Here is a 16,174-nt window from a genome sequence, read left to right as displayed (position 1 = left end):
CGCTCCCTGCCAGTTACAACCTGCGGTTGGCTTATTCAGCGCCTTCGTGCGGCTCCCAGTCACGGGTGCGGCTGACCGCTTTTTGCCAGCCGGCGTAGAGCTTTTCCTTGGCGCCCTCGTCCAGTTGCGGTTCGAACTCGCGCTCGATGACCGCCTTGCCGCGCAACTCATCCAGGCTGCTCCAGAAGCCGCACGCCAGGCCGGCCAGGTAGGCCGCGCCGAGTGCGGTGGTCTCGCGCATCTGCGGGCGCTCGACCTGGGTGCCGAGGATGTCGGCCTGGAACTGCATGAGGAAGTTGTTGGCCACCGCACCGCCGTCCACGCGCAGGGCCTTGAGGCGTTCGCCGGAGTCCTGCTGCATGGCGTCGAGCACGTCGCGGGTCTGGTAGGCAATCGACTCCAGGGCAGCACGAATGATGTGATCCACGCGTACGCCACGGGTCAGGCCGAACAGTGCGCCACGGGCGTACGGGTCCCAGTACGGCGCGCCCAGGCCGGTGAACGCGGGCACCAGGTACACGCCGTTGCTGTCCTTGACCTTGCCGGCGAAGTATTCGGTGTCGGTGGCATCGGCGATGATCTTCAGCTCGTCACGCAACCACTGTACGGTGGAGCCGCCGTTGAATACCGCGCCTTCCAGGGCATAAGCCACTTCGCCACGGGGGCCGCAGGCGATGGTGGTGAGCATGCCGTGCTTGGATTTCACCGCTTTGTCGCCGGTGTTCATCAGCAGGAAGCAACCGGTGCCGTAGGTGTTCTTGGCCTGGCCGGCTTCGACGCACATCTGGCCGAACAGGGCAGCCTGTTGGTCACCCGCGATGCCGCCGATGGCGATGCCGCTTTTGGTACGGCCGTAGATTTCCGACGACGACTTCACTTGCGGCAGCATTTCGCGCGGTACGTCGAGGATCTCCAGCATCTTCGCATCCCACTCCAGCGTGTGGATGTTGAAGAGCATGGTGCGCGAGGCGTTGGTGTAGTCGGTGACGTGGGTCTTGCCGCCGGTAAATTTCCAGATCAGCCAGCTGTCGATGGTGCCGAACAGCAGTTCGCCGTTACGCGCACGCTCGCGGCTGCCTTCGACGTTGTCGAGGATCCACTTGAGCTTGGTGCCGGAGAAATACGGGTCGGTGACCAGGCCGGTGGTGTCATTGATGTATTGCTCGTGGCCGTCACGTTTGAGCTGCTGGCAGATCTCGGTGCTACGGCGGCATTGCCAGACGATTGCGTTGTAGATCGGGCGGCCGGTGACTTTGTCCCACACGACGGTGGTTTCACGCTGGTTGGTGATGCCGATGGCGGCGACCTGGTCATGGTGCAGGCCGGCCTGCGCCAGCGCTTCGACCATCACCGCGCTCTGGGTCGCGAAAATTTCCATCGGGTCATGCTCGACCCAGCCCGCTTGCGGGTAATGCTGCGTGAATTCACGCTGGGCGGTGCAGACCACGTTGGCGTCGCGATCGAAGATGATCGCGCGGGAACTGGTGGTGCCCTGATCAAGGGCAATGATGTAGTTCTTATTCTGAAGGTCGGTCATGTCAATTGCCTTGGACGAAATAAGGAAGTCAGAAATCAGCCGGGGTCACGAAGGGCAGGGACCCTGGCTGGCGCTTTCAGGAAATACGGGTCTTGCCGTTGACAGCCGTGTCATTTGTTTCAGCTATAGCAGGTGCGGCGCTCGGCAGATGACGGGCAATCAGCCCGCGATACGCGGCAGCGCCGAGGCATGCGCCGACAATCGGCGCGAAAATCGGTACCAGGAAGTAGGGAATATCGCGGCCGCCAGTGAAGGCCATTTCACCCCAGCCGGCGAAAAAGGTCATCAGCTTGGGCCCGAAATCCCGCGCCGGGTTCATCGCAAAGCCGGTCAGCGGGCCCATGGCGCTGCCAATCACCGCGATCAGCAGGCCGATCAGCAGCGGAGCCAACGGGCCACGTGGCAGGCCATTGTTATCGTCCGTCAGGGCCATGATCACGCCCATCAGGATCGCGGTGATGACCATTTCCACCAGGAACGCCTGGGCCGTGCTCAGCAGCGCATGGGGATAAGTGGAGAACACCGAGGCCAATTCCAGGCTGGCCTGGGACCCACGCACCATGTGGTGAGTTTGTTCGTAATCGAAAAAAAGATTGCTGTAGAGCGTGTACACCAATGCGGCGGAACAGAAGGCCCCGGCGATCTGGGCGAGGATATAGAAGGGCAGTTTGCGCTTTTCGAAATCGGCGAAAATGCACAGGGCGATACTCACCGCCGGATTGAGGTGAGCCCCGGAAATACCGGCACTCAGGTAGATCGCCATGCTGACGCCGACGCCCCAGATAATGCTGATTTCCCACAAGCCAAAGCTGGCGCCCGCGACCTTGAGCGCAGCGACGCATCCGGTACCGAAGAAGATCAGCAGCGCAGTGCCGAGGAATTCGGCCATGCATTGGCTCGAAAGTGAGGGCTGTTGAAGAGCAGTTGTCATGGAAAACCTCAGTTGTTGTTCTTGTCTGGCGCACTGCCTCAACGGGCGGTTGCGCGATTTTCACCGTGGCAAGGATCCCCATCCTGGTCACGGCTTACTGCTCGAGTACTGGGGAGTTATTCCTACAGCATTCGGAAACGAAAAAATATAGACAAGAATGACCGCTGTCAAAGGTCGAAAGTGAACGGTTGGTCATTTCCTAACTATTGGTGTGGTGAATGATCATCGAAGGAGTCAGCTGTGTATGCGCTTGAGCGACTGTACTAGAGCGTTTTGCGCAGGCTTGGCCTAGAATTGACGGTCAGTTTGATCTTTCGGAGCCCACATGACGCCTGCCTTGGACCTGTTGAAAAAAGTTCGCGCCGAACATCGTACCCACAGTTATGAACATGATCCCAAGGCGGCGTCGTATGGCCTGGAGGCCGCGGAAAAATTGGGCCTCGACCCGGCGCAGGTGTTCAAGACGTTGCTGGCCAGCAGTGAGAAGGGTGAATTGCTGGTGGCGGTGGTGCCGGTCGTCGGAAGTCTTGATCTCAAAGCCCTGGCGAATGCGGCAGGCGTCAAGAAAGTCGAAATGGCTGACCCGGCGGCCGCGCAGCGTTCCACCGGGTATCTATTGGGCGGTATCAGCCCCTTGGGGCAAAAGAAGCGTTTGCGCACGTTCATCGATGTGAGCGCGCAGCCGTTTGCAACGATTTTTGTCAGTGCTGGCCGGCGCGGGCTGGAAGTTGAGCTGCCGGCCGAGGTGTTGGCTGAACATACCCAAGCCAGGTTCGCGCCGATTGGCCGGGCCTGATGGGCTCGCCCTAATGCCAGTAGGAGCGAGCTTGCTCGCGAAAAACGTCAACGATAACGCGTACTTCCTGAATGAACGCGGTGCCTGTGAGTTTTTCGCGAGCAAGCTCGCTCCTACAGGTTTAAACCAGTTTTTTCAGGTAGCTGCTTACGCCTGGAACAGCACCAGATGCTCGGCAGCCACTCGAATGCCCACATCCGCCCCGACCTGCTGATCGACATGGCTGGGAAAAATCGACTCCAACTGCGCGCCCGTCGCAAGTTGCAGGCGGTATAGCGTTGACGCGCCGAGGAAGGTCTTGCCGACAATCCGCGCTTTCAGCGCACTGTCCGGCGCGTAGACGATGTCATCCGGTCGCAGCAATACATCCACCGCGCCACCGGTCGGCCAGGTATAGGCACGGTTGCCACGCAGCTCGCCCAGCTCGGTGCTGACGGACTCGGGCGAGCTCAATTGCCCGCGAATGAAATAGCCCTGGCCGATAAAGCTCGCCACATACGGCGTCTGCGGCTCGTGATAGAGGTTGTAGGGCGTATCCCATTGCTCAAGACGACCCTCCTTGAAAACGCCCACATGGTCGCTGACGGCGAAGGCTTCCTCTTGATCATGGGTGACCAGGATCGCACTGGTGCCGCGCGCCTTGAGAATGTCGCGCACTTCATGGCTGAGCTTGCGCCGCAGTTCGCCATCCAGGTTGGAAAACGGCTCGTCCAGCAGCAGCAATTGCGGTTCCGGCGCCAGGGCGCGGGCGAGGGCGACGCGTTGTTGCTGGCCACCGGAAAGCTCGTGGGGGAAGCGTTTGCCCAAGTCTTTGAGGTTGACCAGTTCCAGCAACTCGGCGACCACACGCTCTTTGTGCGGGTGCTTGCGGATGCCGAAGGCGATGTTGTCGGCCACGCTCAGATGAGGAAACAACGCGTAATCCTGGAACACCATGCCGATACGACGTTTCTCCGGCGCCAGCGTGAAACCGGCACTGGAGATCACTTCGCCCGCCAGGCTGATTTCGCCTTCGTGCACCGGCTCGAACCCGGCAATGGCGCGCAGGGTGGTGGTCTTGCCGCAGCCCGAGGAGCCGAGCAGGCAGCCGATGTCGCCCGCGTTGAGGTGCAGGTTGAGGTTCTGCACCACCCGTTGATCTTGATAGCCGCATGCCAGGTTGCGCAGGCTCAGCAGTAATGGCTGGCTCATGCGTGGTGATACGACGGCGGCACGAGGAATTCGAGCAGGGCCTTTTGCGCATGCAGGCGGTTTTCGGCCTGGTCCCAGGCGACCGAGCGCGGGTCGTCGAGCAGGTCCAGGCTGATTTCCTCGCCACGGTGGGCGGGCAGGCAGTGCATGAACAACACGTCCGGCGCGGCCAGGTCGAGCAGGGCGCGGGTCACCTGGAATGGCGCGAACAGGGCCAGGCGCCTGGCGGTTTCGTCTTCCTGGCCCATGGAGGTCCAAACGTCGGTGCTGACCAGATGGGCGCCGACCACCGCGTCTTTCGGATCGCGCAGCAGTTGCACACGGCCATCGGCCTTGGCCATGAACTCGGCGCTGGGTTCGTAACCCTCGGGGCAGGCGATGCGCAGGTGGAAGTCGAACTGGATGGCCGCTTCTATATAGCTGTTGCACATATTGTTGCCGTCGCCGACCCAGGCCACGGTCTTGCCCTGGATCGAGCCGCGGTGTTCGAGGAAGGTTTGCATGTCGGCCAGCAACTGGCACGGGTGCAGGTCATCGGACAGGCCGTTGATCACCGGCACGCGCGAGTTGGCGGCAAATTCGGTCAGGGTGCTGTGGGCGAAGGTACGGATCATCACGGCGTCGAGCATGCGCGACATCACGATGGCGCAATCGCTGATCGGCTCGCCACGGCCCAATTGGGTATCGCGTGGCGACAGGAAGATAGCCTGGCCACCCAGCTGAATCATGCCGGCTTCGAAAGACAGGCGGGTGCGGGTCGAGGACTTCTCGAAAATCATCCCGAGCACGCGATTTTTCAAAGGCTCAAACAGTACGCCGCGGTTACGCAGGTCTTTAAGCTCAATGCCTCGACGGATCACGCTGACCAGCTCTTCGGGCGTGCAATCCATCAGGGAGAGAAAGTGCCTTGCGCTCATCATTAACTACCTTTTTGCAACAGACCGCAGATACTCAAAGCCTTGTTTATTGTGACAACGGGCGAGACCTGCGGCGAAAGCCGCACGGGGCGACGAAATAGGGGGAGGCGCGATATTGACATTAAATGTCGCGTCTTACCAATAGGGCTACGATTTTTAGAGGTGTTCAAGCAGGGCGCCGAAGCGCGTTTGAAGACGGTTTCCTGACAGCAGCGGCCCATTTGTACACTGGCCCCGAGACCTTTGGCAATGCGCAGGGGCGCCTGTGGCGCGTGTTGCGTCGGTTTACGGCGCTTGCAGGAGGTTTCTGAAACATTTGCTCACGTTTAGCCATGCCCTGGCCTATAGCCGCCGATTCACCGCGCGAACGTTGCTGGCGCACCGCGTAGGTGCGGCCCATAGTTGAACAAAGCCCTTATAAAAGAGACTGGCCATGACCAAGACTCTCCATCACCGTGCCTGCCACCTGTGCGAAGCCATCTGCGGCCTGACCCTGGAAACCACCCGAGACGACGACGGCGGCCTGTCGATCACCTCAATCAAGGGTGACCCGCTGGACACGTTCAGTCGCGGGCACATCTGTCCCAAAGCCGTGGCATTGCAGGATATCCAGAATGATCCGGACCGCCTGCACCAGCCCATGTTGCGCGTGGGCAGCGAGTGGCAACCGATCCCGTGGGAAGACGCGTTTGCGCTGGTCGCCGAACGCCTTGCGGGCATCCAGGCCAGGCATGGGCAGAATGCGGTGGCGGTGTATCAAGGCAACCCCAGCGTGCACAACTACGGGTTGATGACCCACAGCAACTACTTTCTTGGCCTGCTGAAGACCCGTAACCGCTACTCCGCAACCTCGGTGGACCAACTGCCCCATCACCTCTCCAGTCACCTGATGTACGGCCATGGCCTGTTGCTGCCCATTCCGGACATCGACCACACCGACTTCATGTTGATCCTGGGTGGTAACCCGCTCGCCTCCAATGGCAGCATCATGACCGTGCCCGATGTTGAGAAGCGCCTCAAGGCGATTCAGGCCCGGGGTGGAAAAGTGGTGGTCGTCGACCCGCGCCGCAGTGAAACGGCGGCGATTGCCGATCAGCATCTGTTCGTGCGCCCCGGCGGCGATGCGGCCTTGTTGTTCGGGCTGCTCAACACGCTGTTTGCAGAAGGGTTGACCCGCGACAGCCATTTGCCGGTTGAGGGGCTGCAAAGTGTGCGCCAGGCGATCGCCGGGTTCACCGCCGAGGCCATGAGCCGTCAGTGCGCGGTGCCTGCCGAACAGATCCGCCAGTTGGCGCGTGACTTCGCCGCAGCGGACAAGGCGGTGTGTTACGGGCGCATGGGCGTCTCGACCCAGGCATTCGGCACGCTGTGTCATTGGCTGGTGCAGTTGATCAATCTGGTCACCGGCAATCTGGACCGCGTGGGCGGCGCCTTGTGTACCACGCCGGCGGTGGACCTGGTGGCGTCGACCGGAGGCGGGCATTTCAACCGCTGGCAAAGCCGCGTATCCGGGCGGCCTGAATACGGCGGCGAGCTGCCGGTGTCTGCCTTGGCCGAGGAAATGCTCACCGAAGGTGAGGGGCAAATCCGCGCCCTGGTGACGGTGGCCGGCAACCCGGTACTGTCGACGCCCAACGGCCGTCAGCTGGAGCAGGCGCTGGAGGGGTTGGAGTTCATGGTCAGTGTCGACCTCTACATCAACGAGACCACGCGCTATGCCGACCTGATCCTGCCGTCCACATCGGCATTGGAGAATGATCACTACGACACCACCTTCAATATGTTCGCGGTGCGCAATGTCACGCGCTTCAACCGCGCGATCCTGCCCAAGCCTGACGGTGCGCTGCACGACTGGGAAATTTTCGTCGGCCTGGCCAAGGCGTTTGCGGCGCATACCGGCGTGGTGCTCAAACCGACGATGCCGCCCGCGCAGATGATCGACTTTGGACTGCGCGCCGGGACTTACGGCGATGCCTCTGCGCACAAGCTGTCAGTGGCGATGCTGGCCGATCATCCCCATGGTGTTGACCTGGGGCCGCTCAAGCCCAACCTGGCCGAGCGGCTGAAAACCGTCGACGGCAAGGTGCAGGCGGCGCCGGCGGTGATCCTGGCTGACCTGGCGCGCTTTGCCGCGCAACCGCAACCGGCGGCTGACGAACTGCTGCTGATTGGCCGTCGCCATGTGCGCAGTAATAATTCCTGGATGCATAACTATCACCGACTGGTGAAGGGCAAGCCGCGCCACCAACTGCTGATGCACCCCGACGACCTTGCCAGTCGGCAATTGAGCGACGGTCAGCGGGTGCGGGTCAGTTCGCGCATCGGCATGGTCGAAATCGAGGTGGTGGCCAGCACCGACATGATGCCAGGCGTGGTCAGCCTGCCCCACGGCTGGGGGCACGGGCGCCCGGGTGTGCAGATGAGCATCGCCAGCGGCCAGCCAGGGGCGAGTGCCAACGACTTGACCGACGAGCGGCAATTGGACGAGCTGTCGGGCAATGCGGCGCTCAACGGCGTACCGGTGAACGTTTCGGCAGCTTGAGGTTGGCTGTCGGCGCGCCCGAGCATCCAGCAGGTTTTTTGCGTTACAATGCGGCACCGTGCCGACCCGTGAGTCGCAAAGTTCCTGCAGAGGTGTTCCATGGATATCATCGAAACGATCAAAGAGCAGATTGCCAACAACACCATTCTGCTTTACATGAAAGGCGCGCCAAACGCTCCCCAGTGCGGTTTTTCCGCGAAGGCTTCCCAGGCTGTGATGCAGTGTGGCGAGAAGTTCGCTTACGTGGATATTCTGCAAAACCCTGAAATCCGCGCGAACCTGCCAAAGTACGCCAACTGGCCGACGTTCCCGCAGCTGTGGGTAGCCGGTGAACTGGTCGGCGGTAGCGACATCATCACTGAAATGGCAGCTGATGGCTCGTTGCAGGCGCTGATCAAAGACGCAGCAGCAAACGCGGCGGCCAAGACCGACGCTTGATTGGCCTGCAATAAAAAGCCCCGCTTCTCATCAGAGAGCGGGGCTTTTTTGTACCTGAACGCTTGGGGTTATTCGCCCATCTGCGATTGCAGGTAGTTTTCCAGGCTGACTTTGTCGATCAGGCCCAGTTGGGTTTCCAGCCAGTCGATGTGTTCTTCCTGATCTTCAAGGATATCTTCCAGCAATTCGCGGCTGCCATAGTCGCCCGTGGCTTCGCAGTGAGCGATGGCGGCCTTGAGGTCGCTGTGGCTCTTGCGTTCAAAGCCCAGGTCGCTGCTGATCATTTCCTGGGTGTGCTCGCCGATATTCAGCTTGCCCAGGTCCTGCACATTCGGCAGGCCTTCCAGGAACAGGATGCGTTTGATCAGCGCATCGGCGTCTTTCATGGCCTTGATCGATTCTTTGTATTCGCGCTTGCCCAGCTTTTCCAGGCCCCAATCGTCGTACATGCGTGCATGCAGAAAGTACTGATTGATCGCGACCAGTTCATTGGCAAGGATTTTGTTGAGTTGCTGGATGACTGAGATGTCGCCTTTCATGACTGGGGTCCTGCCCTGTAATAGCTGTGTATGGGCGGAGTTTGAGCGGCGACAATCCCGGTGTCAAACCTAAGTTATTGAATAATAAATGAAAATTAATCGGAATAAGAATGTTTGTGTTCCGCGTCTTGACGCTAACTAATTGAATTTCAGGCATAAAAAAACCGGACACAGGGTCCGGTTCTTTAAAACACGCCTATTTAAGCGTGTGTAAATTCTACTGAATACGGTGCCGCAGCCTGGGCTGTCTGCAACTGCGTAAGGGTTTCCCGTACCACTTGCTTGGCGAGGCATGCACATTTTCCACACTGGCTGGCAACGCCGGTGGTTTCACGCACTTCCTTGTAGCTGCAGCAACCTTCATAGATTGCTTCGCGGATTTGTCCGTCGGTGACGCCAGTACAGAGGCACACATACATAATGAGAACCGTCGCGGGTTTAGGGCTTAAGTGCGATGGATCTTAATGTTAACGAGAATGATTGTCAAAATAGTTTCGTCGACTGTCCCTTGGGTATTGCCTGCGCGCTGACGAACGGTTTTTTCGGTGTATGATGGTCGGTCTTCACGAAGCGTGACCGCGTCACAGGTCTGTCGCCACTACACGGCAGACTCGACGCTGGTCCTGTTACTTCAATCGTCACCCCTTCATCAGGAGATATCCAATGAGCGTACTCGTCGGCAAACAAGCCCCGGATTTCGACGTACCTGCCGTCCTCGGCAATGGCGAAATCGTAGACAGCTTCAAACTGTCTGAAGCCATCAAAGGCAAATACGGCCTGGTGTTCTTCTACCCGCTGGACTTCACCTTTGTCTGCCCATCCGAGCTGATCGCTCTGGATCACCGCATGGACGATTTCAAGGCACGCAACGTTGAAGTGGTCGCCGTTTCCATCGACTCCCACTTCACCCACAATGCCTGGCGCAACACAGCCATCAACGATGGCGGCATCGGTAAAGTCAAATACACCATGGCTGCCGATATGAAGCACGATATCGCCAAGGCCTACGACGTAGAGTCCGAAGGCGGTGTGGCTTTCCGTGGCGCGTTCCTGATCGACGACAAGGGCGTTGTGCGCTCGCAGATCATCAACGACCTGCCGCTGGGCCGTAACATGGAAGAGCTGATTCGTCTGGTCGACGCGCTGCAATTCCACGAAGAGCACGGCGAAGTCTGCCCTGCCAACTGGAAAAAAGGCGACAAAGGCATGACCGCTTCCACCGAAGGTGTGGCGGCTTACCTGACCGAGAACGCCGGCAAGCTGTAAGCCGGATTCAAGGTAGAAAAAAACCGGCCTGTGAGGGCCGGTTTTTTTATGGGCGGTGCGGTGCGACGATTCGACTTGCGCGTGATTGCGCAGTATCAGCCCATAAATACGTCACTGACACGCCGCAAGCCCCAATGCCATGTAGGAGCGAGCTTGCTCGCGAAAAACTCACAGGCACCGCGTTCATTCAGCAAGCACGCGTTATCGTTGACGTTTTTCGCGAGCAAGCTCGCTCCTACAGACCTGGCGGGACGAGTCTCAGTCGCTGAAGTCTTCCCAGCCACCCATCTGTTTCCAGCGATTGACGATGCCGCAGAACAGCTCGGCGGTCTTTTCGGTGTCGTAGCGCGCCGAATGAGCTTCGCGGCCGTCAAAGTCGATACCGGCGGCCTGGCAGGCTTTCGCCAGCACGGTCTGGCCATAGGCCAGGCCGGCGAGCGTGGCGGTGTCGAAACTGGAGAACGGATGAAACGGGTTGCGTTTCATGTCCAGCCGCGCCACGGCGGCGTTCAGGAAGCCCAGGTCGAAACTGCTGTTGTGCCCCACCAGGATCGCGCGCTTGCAGCCGTTGGCCTTCAGCGCCTTGCGCACGCCACGGAAGATGTCGGTCAGCGCCGCTTCTTCACTCACCGCCATGCGCAGCGGGTGATCGAGCTTGATGCCGGTGAACTCCAGGGCCGCTGCTTCGATGTTGGCCCCTTCAAACGGCTCGACGCGGAAGAAGTGGGTGTGATCCGGGTACACGAAGCCCTGCTCGTCCATGCCGATGGTGGTCGCGGCAATTTCCAGCAACGCGTCGGTGGCGCAATTGAAACCGCCGGTTTCTACATCGATGACGACAGGCAGGTAGCCGCGGAAACGCTCGGCCATCGGGTGGCGCGAACCGCCGCCACCGCCATGTTCCTGGTCTTCATCGTAATGGTCTTCACTCACTTGCTTTCCTCCAGCAGGCGCCAGCGCAGTGTTTCACCGGCGCGCAGCGGGATAACGGTCAGCTCGCCAAACGGCAGGCTGGCGGGGGCGGTCCAGTCTTCACGAACCAGGGTGATGCGGTCGGTATTGGCCGGCAGGCCATAGAAGCGGGGGCCGTTGAGGCTGGCGAAACCTTCAAGCTTGTCCAGGGCGTTGCGTTGTTCGAACGCTTCAGCGTACAGCTCGATGGCGGCAAACGCGGTGTAGCATCCCGCGCAACCGCAGGCGGCTTCCTTGGCGTGCTGGGCGTGGGGCGCGGAATCGGTGCCGAGGAAGAACTTCGGGTTGCCGCTGGTCGCGGCATCCAGCAACGCCACCTGGTGGGTGTTGCGCTTGAGGATCGGCAGGCAATAGAAGTGCGGCCGAATACCGCCCACCAACATGTGATTGCGGTTGTACAACAGGTGGTGTGCGGTGATGGTCGCGCCGACGTTGGCCGAAGCCTCGGTGACGAACTGCACGGCGTCTGCGGTGGTGATGTGTTCGAACACCACCTTGAGGGTCGGGAACAGCTCGACCACGCGGCGCATATGTTCGTCGATGAAGATCTTTTCGCGATCGAACACGTCGACATCGCCACGGGTGACTTCACCGTGGATCAACAGCGGCATGCCCACGTCGGCCATGGCTTCGATGGCCGGCAGTATCTTGTCGATGCTGGTCACGCCGGAGTCGGAGTTGGTGGTCGCGCCGGCCGGGTACAGCTTGGCGGCGTGCACGAAACCGCTGGCCTTGGCCTCGCGAATCTCCGAAGGCTGGGTGCGGTCGGTGAGGTAGAGCACCATCAGCGGTTCGAAGCGGCTGCCGGCCGGTCGTGCAGCGAGGATACGCTGGCGATAGGCATCGGCTTGCTCGGCGTTACGCACCGGAGGTACCAGGTTAGGCATGATGATGGCGCGTCCAAAGGTGCGCGCGACATCGGCCACGGTGTGGGGTAACACAGCACCATCACGAAGATGTATATGCCAGTCGTCGGGACGCAGCAGGGTCAGGCGGTCGGACATTGGGGATTCCAGGCGGGTCAATCTGGTGGGAATGCTACCGGAAAAGACTCGTGCAGGCACTCGCTATCAAGTTTTGCAGGATGCAACCGATAGCACTGGGTATGCCTTAACGATGTATGACGCCTTGAAGTGTTGTAGAAACCAGTGGAGCCTCCCGTGCGCCAGCATTATCTAGCCCTGCTCAGTGTGTTCGCCAGCCTGCCCGCGATGGCCCTCACGTTCCAGACACGCCTGGAGAATATTGAGTGGAAAGTGGAGGGCGATCAGTTCGAGTGCCGCCTGACCCAGCCGATCACTGATTTCGGCTCGGGTGAGTTTGTGCGCCGGGCGGGCGAGCAGGCGACCTTTCGCCTGAAAGCCTACAGTGGTTCGCTCGGTGCCGGCTCCGCCACGTTGCTGGCCGCCGCCGCGCCCTGGCAACCGGGTCGCGGTGACATCAACCTCGGTGCGGTACGCGTCGGCAGTGGTGATGTACTGTTCAACAGCTCCCAGGCCCAGGCCGGGCGTCTGTTCACCGGTTTGCTCGAAGGCCGCAGCCCGACCGTGCGGCACTACGGACGCGAAGGCGGTTATTCGGAAATTCGCCTGCTGCCGGTGAAATTCTCCAAGGCCTACAACGACTATCAGTTGTGTACTACCAAGCTGTTGCCGATGAACTACGATCAGGTTAAACAGACGGAAGTCGGTTTCCCCGGTGGTGGCATCGAACTGGATGCAGCGGCCCGGAAGAAACTGTCGGTCATTGTCGCGTTCATGAAAGCCGACCCTACGGTCAACCACATCGAGCTGAACGGCCATTCGGATAACAGCGGCAACCGCCTGACCAACCGTGATGTTTCACGACGCCGTGCCTTGGCGGTAGTGGACTACTTCAAGGCCAACGGCATCCCGGAATCCCAGATCACGATGCGTTTCCATGGTGAAAGCTACCCCTTGGCGCCCAACACCAACGCCGCCAATCGAGCGCGCAACCGTCGGGTCAACGTGCAGCTCGAACGCGTGGCGGCGCCCGAGAAACCGGCACCCCAGGCCGCAACTCCGAGCAACCCTGCTGCGACCTCGTAAGGCGCGGTCATCGGTCGCTCGTTCGACACAATCTGTCGCTTTATCTTCATTTGCTGTCGCGCCCCTGTAAATTCGCGGTTTTGATCGGTAGAATCGTTGCCTTTCCGTACAACCCCGTGGAGTGATGGCATGGCCGACGTAAACAAGGTCGTTCTCGCGTATTCCGGCGGCCTGGACACTTCGGTGATCCTCAAGTGGCTGCAGGATACTTATAACTGTGAAGTGGTGACATTCACCGCTGACCTGGGTCAGGGCGAAGAGGTCGAACCTGCACGTGCCAAGGCGCAAGCCATGGGCGTGAAAGAGATCTACATTGACGACCTGCGCGAAGAGTTCGTCCGCGATTTCGTTTATCCGATGTTTCGCGCCAACACCGTCTATGAAGGCGAGTACCTGCTCGGCACCTCCATTGCACGTCCGCTGATCGCCAAGCGCCTGATCGAAATCGCCAACGAAACCGGCGCCGATGCCATTTCCCATGGCGCCACCGGCAAGGGCAACGACCAGGTGCGTTTCGAACTGGGCGCCTACGCCCTCAAGCCCGGCGTGAAAGTGATTGCGCCTTGGCGTGAATGGGACCTGCTGTCCCGTGAAAAGCTGATGGATTACGCTGAAAAGCACGCGATCCCGATCGAGCGTCACGGCAAGAAGAAGTCTCCGTACTCGATGGATGCCAACTTGCTGCACATTTCCTATGAAGGCGGCGTGCTGGAAGACACCTGGACCGAACACGAAGAAGACATGTGGAAATGGACCGTCTCCCCGGAGAATGCTCCAGACAAGCCGCAGTATCTGGAACTGACCTACCGCAACGGTGACATCGTCGCGCTGGATGGTGTCGAGATGACACCCGCCACCGTGCTGGCGACCCTGAACCGTATCGGGGGCGAACACGGCATCGGTCGTCTCGACATCGTCGAGAACCGTTACGTCGGCATGAAGTCCCGTGGCTGCTACGAAACACCGGGCGGCACCATCATGTTGCGTGCTCACCGCGCCATCGAGTCCATTACCCTGGACCGTGAAGTGGCCCACCTCAAAGATGAGCTGATGCCCAAGTATGCCAGCCTGATTTATACCGGCTATTGGTGGAGCCCTGAGCGCCTGATGCTGCAGCAGATGATCGACGCCTCCCAGGCCCACGTGAACGGCGTGGTGCGCCTGAAGCTGTACAAGGGCAATGTGATCGTGACCGGTCGCAAGTCCGATGAGTCACTGTTTGACGCCAACATCGCGACCTTCGAGGAAGATGGCGGTGCCTACAACCAGGCGGACGCGGCCGGCTTCATCAAGTTGAACGCCTTGCGCATGCGCATCGCGGCCAACAAGGGACGCAAGTTGTTCTGAGTGTTTGCTTGTTGTGAAAAAGGCCCCTTATGCAAGGGGCTTTTTTTTGCTCTGAATATACCCATACAAACATTAATCAGGTGTGAGCAACGTTTAAAAATGTTTGGTATGTGTTTAAGCGTTTTATTCAAGTCTTTCGAGATTTTTTCAGTTTCAGAAATCTACTCTCCTACGGAAAGGTTTTTTACATCTAGACAGGAACCATGTCTTACAGAAAATTCACTCATATAGGCGCAAAGGATCTGTAATTTGTGGAATTTTCTGTAGGAAAATTGGATGTATATAAATATGTTAAATGGAACTGAAGCTGACGGGGTTTTTTCAGCCCTTTGTATAAGCCGCAACGGTAAGCAAGGGGTATTTCCTGAGAGCGCTGTGCGCAACGTTTACGGCATAGGCCTCGGGATGAGGATATTTCACTCAAAATATGTACGAGCAGGGAAAGGTCTGAAGGGTTCCATAAAGCCCAATACACTAAAGTTGGCGAATTTTTGTAGGCTAATTCCTTTCTTGTTGTGGGTTGGGTCTCTGCCTGCTGTTGCTCGGGGGGGCACGCTATGCCAACTAGCAGGCGACTAGGCTATTGTGCTTTCTCTAAATAATTCGAACAGCGAAATTGGACTTTCTCATGAATAAAGTGCTGATCGTGGATGATCATCCCGTCATTCGGCTAGCTGTGCGCATGCTAATGGAGCGTCATGGTTATGAGGTTGTTGCCGAGACTGATAACGGTGTCGATGCGCTGCAACTTGCGCGGGAACATATGCCGGATATTGTCATATTGGATATTGGAATCCCCAAACTCGATGGCCTTGAAGTTATTTGCCGGCTGGCCTCGACCAAGCAAGCCGTGTCGTTCAAGGTGCTGGTGCTGACGTCCCAGGCACCTGGTCATTTTTCCATGCGTTGCATGCAGGCCGGTGCCGCCGGCTACGTGTGCAAGCAACAGGACCTGACCGAGTTGTTGAGCGCCATCAAGGCGGTGCTTTCCGGCTACAGCTACTTCCCGAACCAGGCGCTCAACTCGGTGCGGTCCACCATGGGCAACGCCAGTGAGGCTGACATGGTCGAACGTTTATCGGGGCGGGAGATGATGGTGCTGCAACAGCTGGCCCGTGGCAAAACCAACAAGGAGATTGCCGACGGTATGTTCCTGAGCAACAAGACCGTCAGCACCTATAAGACGCGCCTGCTGCTGAAGCTCAATGCCCGGTCACTGGTCGACCTGATAGAGCTGGCCCAGCGCAATGGCTTGGTGTGAGGAGGAGGGGGCGTTCACCCTTCTGACACCGCTGTAAAATCCGGCACAAAAAAGCCTCCGTCAGGGAGGCTTCCGGCTGGCTGCCGGATGGTCAGAGGTCGAAGTCGTAATCGGCCAATTGTTTTTGCAAGCGTCGCTCTTCCAGAAGGTTGTCGATAATCAGGCGTTTGCTCAAATTGGTCTTGGCCACCTCCGGGACAGGCGCTGGCGCCTCATCGTCTTCCAGCTCCACCGGTTCGTCATCTACTTCCAGTTGTTCTTTGCCAGTGCTCATAAGGTTCACTCCAGGCTAAGACTGCCATTGGCGCTCCTTATAGCGATAAACCACGGACGCGTAAAAAAGATTTTTTCAATCGATTCATAGGCAA

Annotated in this window: 16 protein-coding genes; 7 read left to right on the top strand and 9 right to left on the bottom strand. The window is 59.0% G+C overall.

All coding sequences use genetic code 11. The features are described 5' to 3' along the window. Positions 1-31: 31 nt before the first annotated feature. Positions 32-1,537: a glycerol kinase GlpK gene (gene glpK / locus J1G34_RS15535; protein ID WP_065891902.1), complete on the bottom strand. Its 1,506-nt coding sequence runs from the start codon at positions 1,535-1,537 to the stop codon at positions 32-34. Between the two features lie 76 nt (positions 1,538-1,613). Then, positions 1,614-2,468 (bottom strand): MIP/aquaporin family protein, encoded by an 855-nt coding sequence (locus tag J1G34_RS15530; RefSeq protein ID WP_222994302.1) that lies wholly within the window; start codon positions 2,466-2,468, stop codon positions 1,614-1,616. Positions 2,469-2,793: 325 nt separating this feature from the next. Here J1G34_RS15530 and ybaK point away from each other — a divergent pair, with 325 nt between their 5' ends. Next, the gene (gene ybaK / locus J1G34_RS15525; protein ID WP_222994301.1) at positions 2,794-3,264 is read left to right on the top strand and encodes a Cys-tRNA(Pro) deacylase; all 471 of its coding nucleotides are present in this window, start codon (positions 2,794-2,796) and stop codon (positions 3,262-3,264) included. A gap of 147 nt (positions 3,265-3,411) precedes the next feature. Here ybaK and J1G34_RS15520 read toward each other — a convergent pair whose 3' ends face one another. Continuing rightward, positions 3,412-4,455, bottom strand: a complete 1,044-nt coding sequence (locus tag J1G34_RS15520; RefSeq protein ID WP_065891905.1) for an ABC transporter ATP-binding protein — start codon at positions 4,453-4,455, stop codon at positions 3,412-3,414. Further along, positions 4,452-5,372, bottom strand: coding sequence for an ornithine carbamoyltransferase (gene argF / locus J1G34_RS15515; RefSeq protein WP_065885995.1), 921 nt, complete (start codon positions 5,370-5,372; stop codon positions 4,452-4,454). The genes J1G34_RS15520 and argF overlap by 4 nt, the downstream gene beginning before the upstream one ends. A 433-nt stretch (positions 5,373-5,805) precedes the next feature. Here argF and J1G34_RS15510 point away from each other — a divergent pair, with 433 nt between their 5' ends. Together J1G34_RS15510 and grxD are read left to right on the top strand one after the other, a co-directional pair. Further along, complete coding sequence (locus J1G34_RS15510; protein ID WP_065891907.1) at positions 5,806-7,914, top strand: molybdopterin oxidoreductase family protein; 2,109 nt, start codon at positions 5,806-5,808, stop codon at positions 7,912-7,914. Positions 7,915-8,013: 99 nt separating this feature from the next. Next, entirely contained in the window at positions 8,014-8,352 is a 339-nt protein-coding gene (gene grxD, locus J1G34_RS15505; protein WP_027604591.1) for a Grx4 family monothiol glutaredoxin, read from the top strand. Positions 8,353-8,420: 68 nt separating this feature from the next. Here the strand turns inward: grxD and bfr are convergent, their stop codons facing one another. Further along, on the bottom strand, positions 8,421-8,891 hold the full coding sequence (bfr, locus tag J1G34_RS15500) for a bacterioferritin (protein ID WP_065891908.1): 471 nt from the start codon (positions 8,889-8,891) through the stop codon (positions 8,421-8,423). 200 nt (positions 8,892-9,091) lie between these two features. Then, positions 9,092-9,310 carry a bacterioferritin-associated ferredoxin gene (locus J1G34_RS15495; RefSeq protein WP_083203330.1) on the bottom strand — a complete coding sequence of 73 codons (219 nt, stop codon included), beginning with the start codon at positions 9,308-9,310 and terminating at the stop codon, positions 9,092-9,094. A 244-nt stretch (positions 9,311-9,554) separates the two neighbouring features. Here J1G34_RS15495 and J1G34_RS15490 point away from each other — a divergent pair, with 244 nt between their 5' ends. Beyond that, on the top strand, positions 9,555-10,157 hold the full coding sequence (locus J1G34_RS15490; protein ID WP_057724790.1) for a peroxiredoxin: 603 nt from the start codon (positions 9,555-9,557) through the stop codon (positions 10,155-10,157). A 258-nt stretch (positions 10,158-10,415) separates the two neighbouring features. On the opposite strand, the gene rnt is transcribed toward J1G34_RS15490, so the two are convergent. Together rnt and pyrC are read right to left on the bottom strand one after the other, a co-directional pair. Continuing rightward, entirely contained in the window at positions 10,416-11,090 is a 675-nt protein-coding gene (gene rnt, locus J1G34_RS15485; RefSeq protein ID WP_065885999.1) for a ribonuclease T, read from the bottom strand. Next, positions 11,087-12,133, bottom strand: a complete 1,047-nt coding sequence (gene pyrC, locus J1G34_RS15480) for a dihydroorotase (protein ID WP_065886000.1) — start codon at positions 12,131-12,133, stop codon at positions 11,087-11,089. Before pyrC ends, rnt begins: the two co-directional genes overlap by 4 nt. A gap of 156 nt (positions 12,134-12,289) precedes the next feature. Between pyrC and J1G34_RS15475 the strand changes: the two genes are divergently transcribed. The 3 genes from J1G34_RS15475 (at position 12,290) to J1G34_RS15465 (ending at position 15,806) form a co-directional block, all read left to right on the top strand. Beyond that, positions 12,290-13,198, top strand: a complete 909-nt coding sequence (locus J1G34_RS15475) for a flagellar protein MotY (RefSeq protein ID WP_065886001.1) — start codon at positions 12,290-12,292, stop codon at positions 13,196-13,198. A 129-nt stretch (positions 13,199-13,327) separates the two neighbouring features. Next, positions 13,328-14,545: an argininosuccinate synthase gene (locus tag J1G34_RS15470; protein WP_065886002.1), complete on the top strand. Its 1,218-nt coding sequence runs from the start codon at positions 13,328-13,330 to the stop codon at positions 14,543-14,545. A gap of 628 nt (positions 14,546-15,173) precedes the next feature. Continuing rightward, positions 15,174-15,806: a response regulator transcription factor gene (locus tag J1G34_RS15465; RefSeq protein WP_003188986.1), complete on the top strand. Its 633-nt coding sequence runs from the start codon at positions 15,174-15,176 to the stop codon at positions 15,804-15,806. A 91-nt stretch (positions 15,807-15,897) separates the two neighbouring features. Here the strand turns inward: J1G34_RS15465 and J1G34_RS15460 are convergent, their stop codons facing one another. After that, positions 15,898-16,080, bottom strand: coding sequence for a PA3496 family putative envelope integrity protein (locus tag J1G34_RS15460; protein WP_065898208.1), 183 nt, complete (start codon positions 16,078-16,080; stop codon positions 15,898-15,900). Positions 16,081-16,174: the final 94 nt, after the last annotated feature.

The sequence above is a fragment of the Pseudomonas sp. Wu6 genome, assembly GCF_019891515.1.
GTDB classification, from domain to species: Bacteria; Pseudomonadota; Gammaproteobacteria; order Pseudomonadales; family Pseudomonadaceae; genus Aquipseudomonas; species Aquipseudomonas orientalis_A.
The sequence above is the reverse complement of the archived record's forward strand: the minus strand, read 5'-3'. Positions and strand labels throughout refer to the sequence as shown.

Coding starts and splice junctions, on each gene's coding strand:
- pyrC (WP_065886000.1), bottom strand. CDS start 12,133: ATGTCCGACCGCCTGACCCTGCTGCGTCCCGACGACTGGCATATACAT.
- J1G34_RS15530 (WP_222994302.1), bottom strand. CDS start 2,468: ATGACAACTGCTCTTCAACAGCCCTCACTTTCGAGCCAATGCATGGCC.
- J1G34_RS15470 (WP_065886002.1), top strand. CDS start 13,328: ATGGCCGACGTAAACAAGGTCGTTCTCGCGTATTCCGGCGGCCTGGAC.
- J1G34_RS15510 (WP_065891907.1), top strand. CDS start 5,806: ATGACCAAGACTCTCCATCACCGTGCCTGCCACCTGTGCGAAGCCATC.
- J1G34_RS15520 (WP_065891905.1), bottom strand. CDS start 4,455: ATGAGCCAGCCATTACTGCTGAGCCTGCGCAACCTGGCATGCGGCTAT.
- argF (WP_065885995.1), bottom strand. CDS start 5,372: ATGAGCGCAAGGCACTTTCTCTCCCTGATGGATTGCACGCCCGAAGAG.
- glpK (WP_065891902.1), bottom strand. CDS start 1,537: ATGACCGACCTTCAGAATAAGAACTACATCATTGCCCTTGATCAGGGC.
- ybaK (WP_222994301.1), top strand. CDS start 2,794: ATGACGCCTGCCTTGGACCTGTTGAAAAAAGTTCGCGCCGAACATCGT.
- J1G34_RS15495 (WP_083203330.1), bottom strand. CDS start 9,310: ATGTATGTGTGCCTCTGTACTGGCGTCACCGACGGACAAATCCGCGAA.
- J1G34_RS15460 (WP_065898208.1), bottom strand. CDS start 16,080: ATGAGCACTGGCAAAGAACAACTGGAAGTAGATGACGAACCGGTGGAG.
- grxD (WP_027604591.1), top strand. CDS start 8,014: ATGGATATCATCGAAACGATCAAAGAGCAGATTGCCAACAACACCATT.
- bfr (WP_065891908.1), bottom strand. CDS start 8,891: ATGAAAGGCGACATCTCAGTCATCCAGCAACTCAACAAAATCCTTGCC.
- J1G34_RS15490 (WP_057724790.1), top strand. CDS start 9,555: ATGAGCGTACTCGTCGGCAAACAAGCCCCGGATTTCGACGTACCTGCC.
- J1G34_RS15465 (WP_003188986.1), top strand. CDS start 15,174: ATGAATAAAGTGCTGATCGTGGATGATCATCCCGTCATTCGGCTAGCT.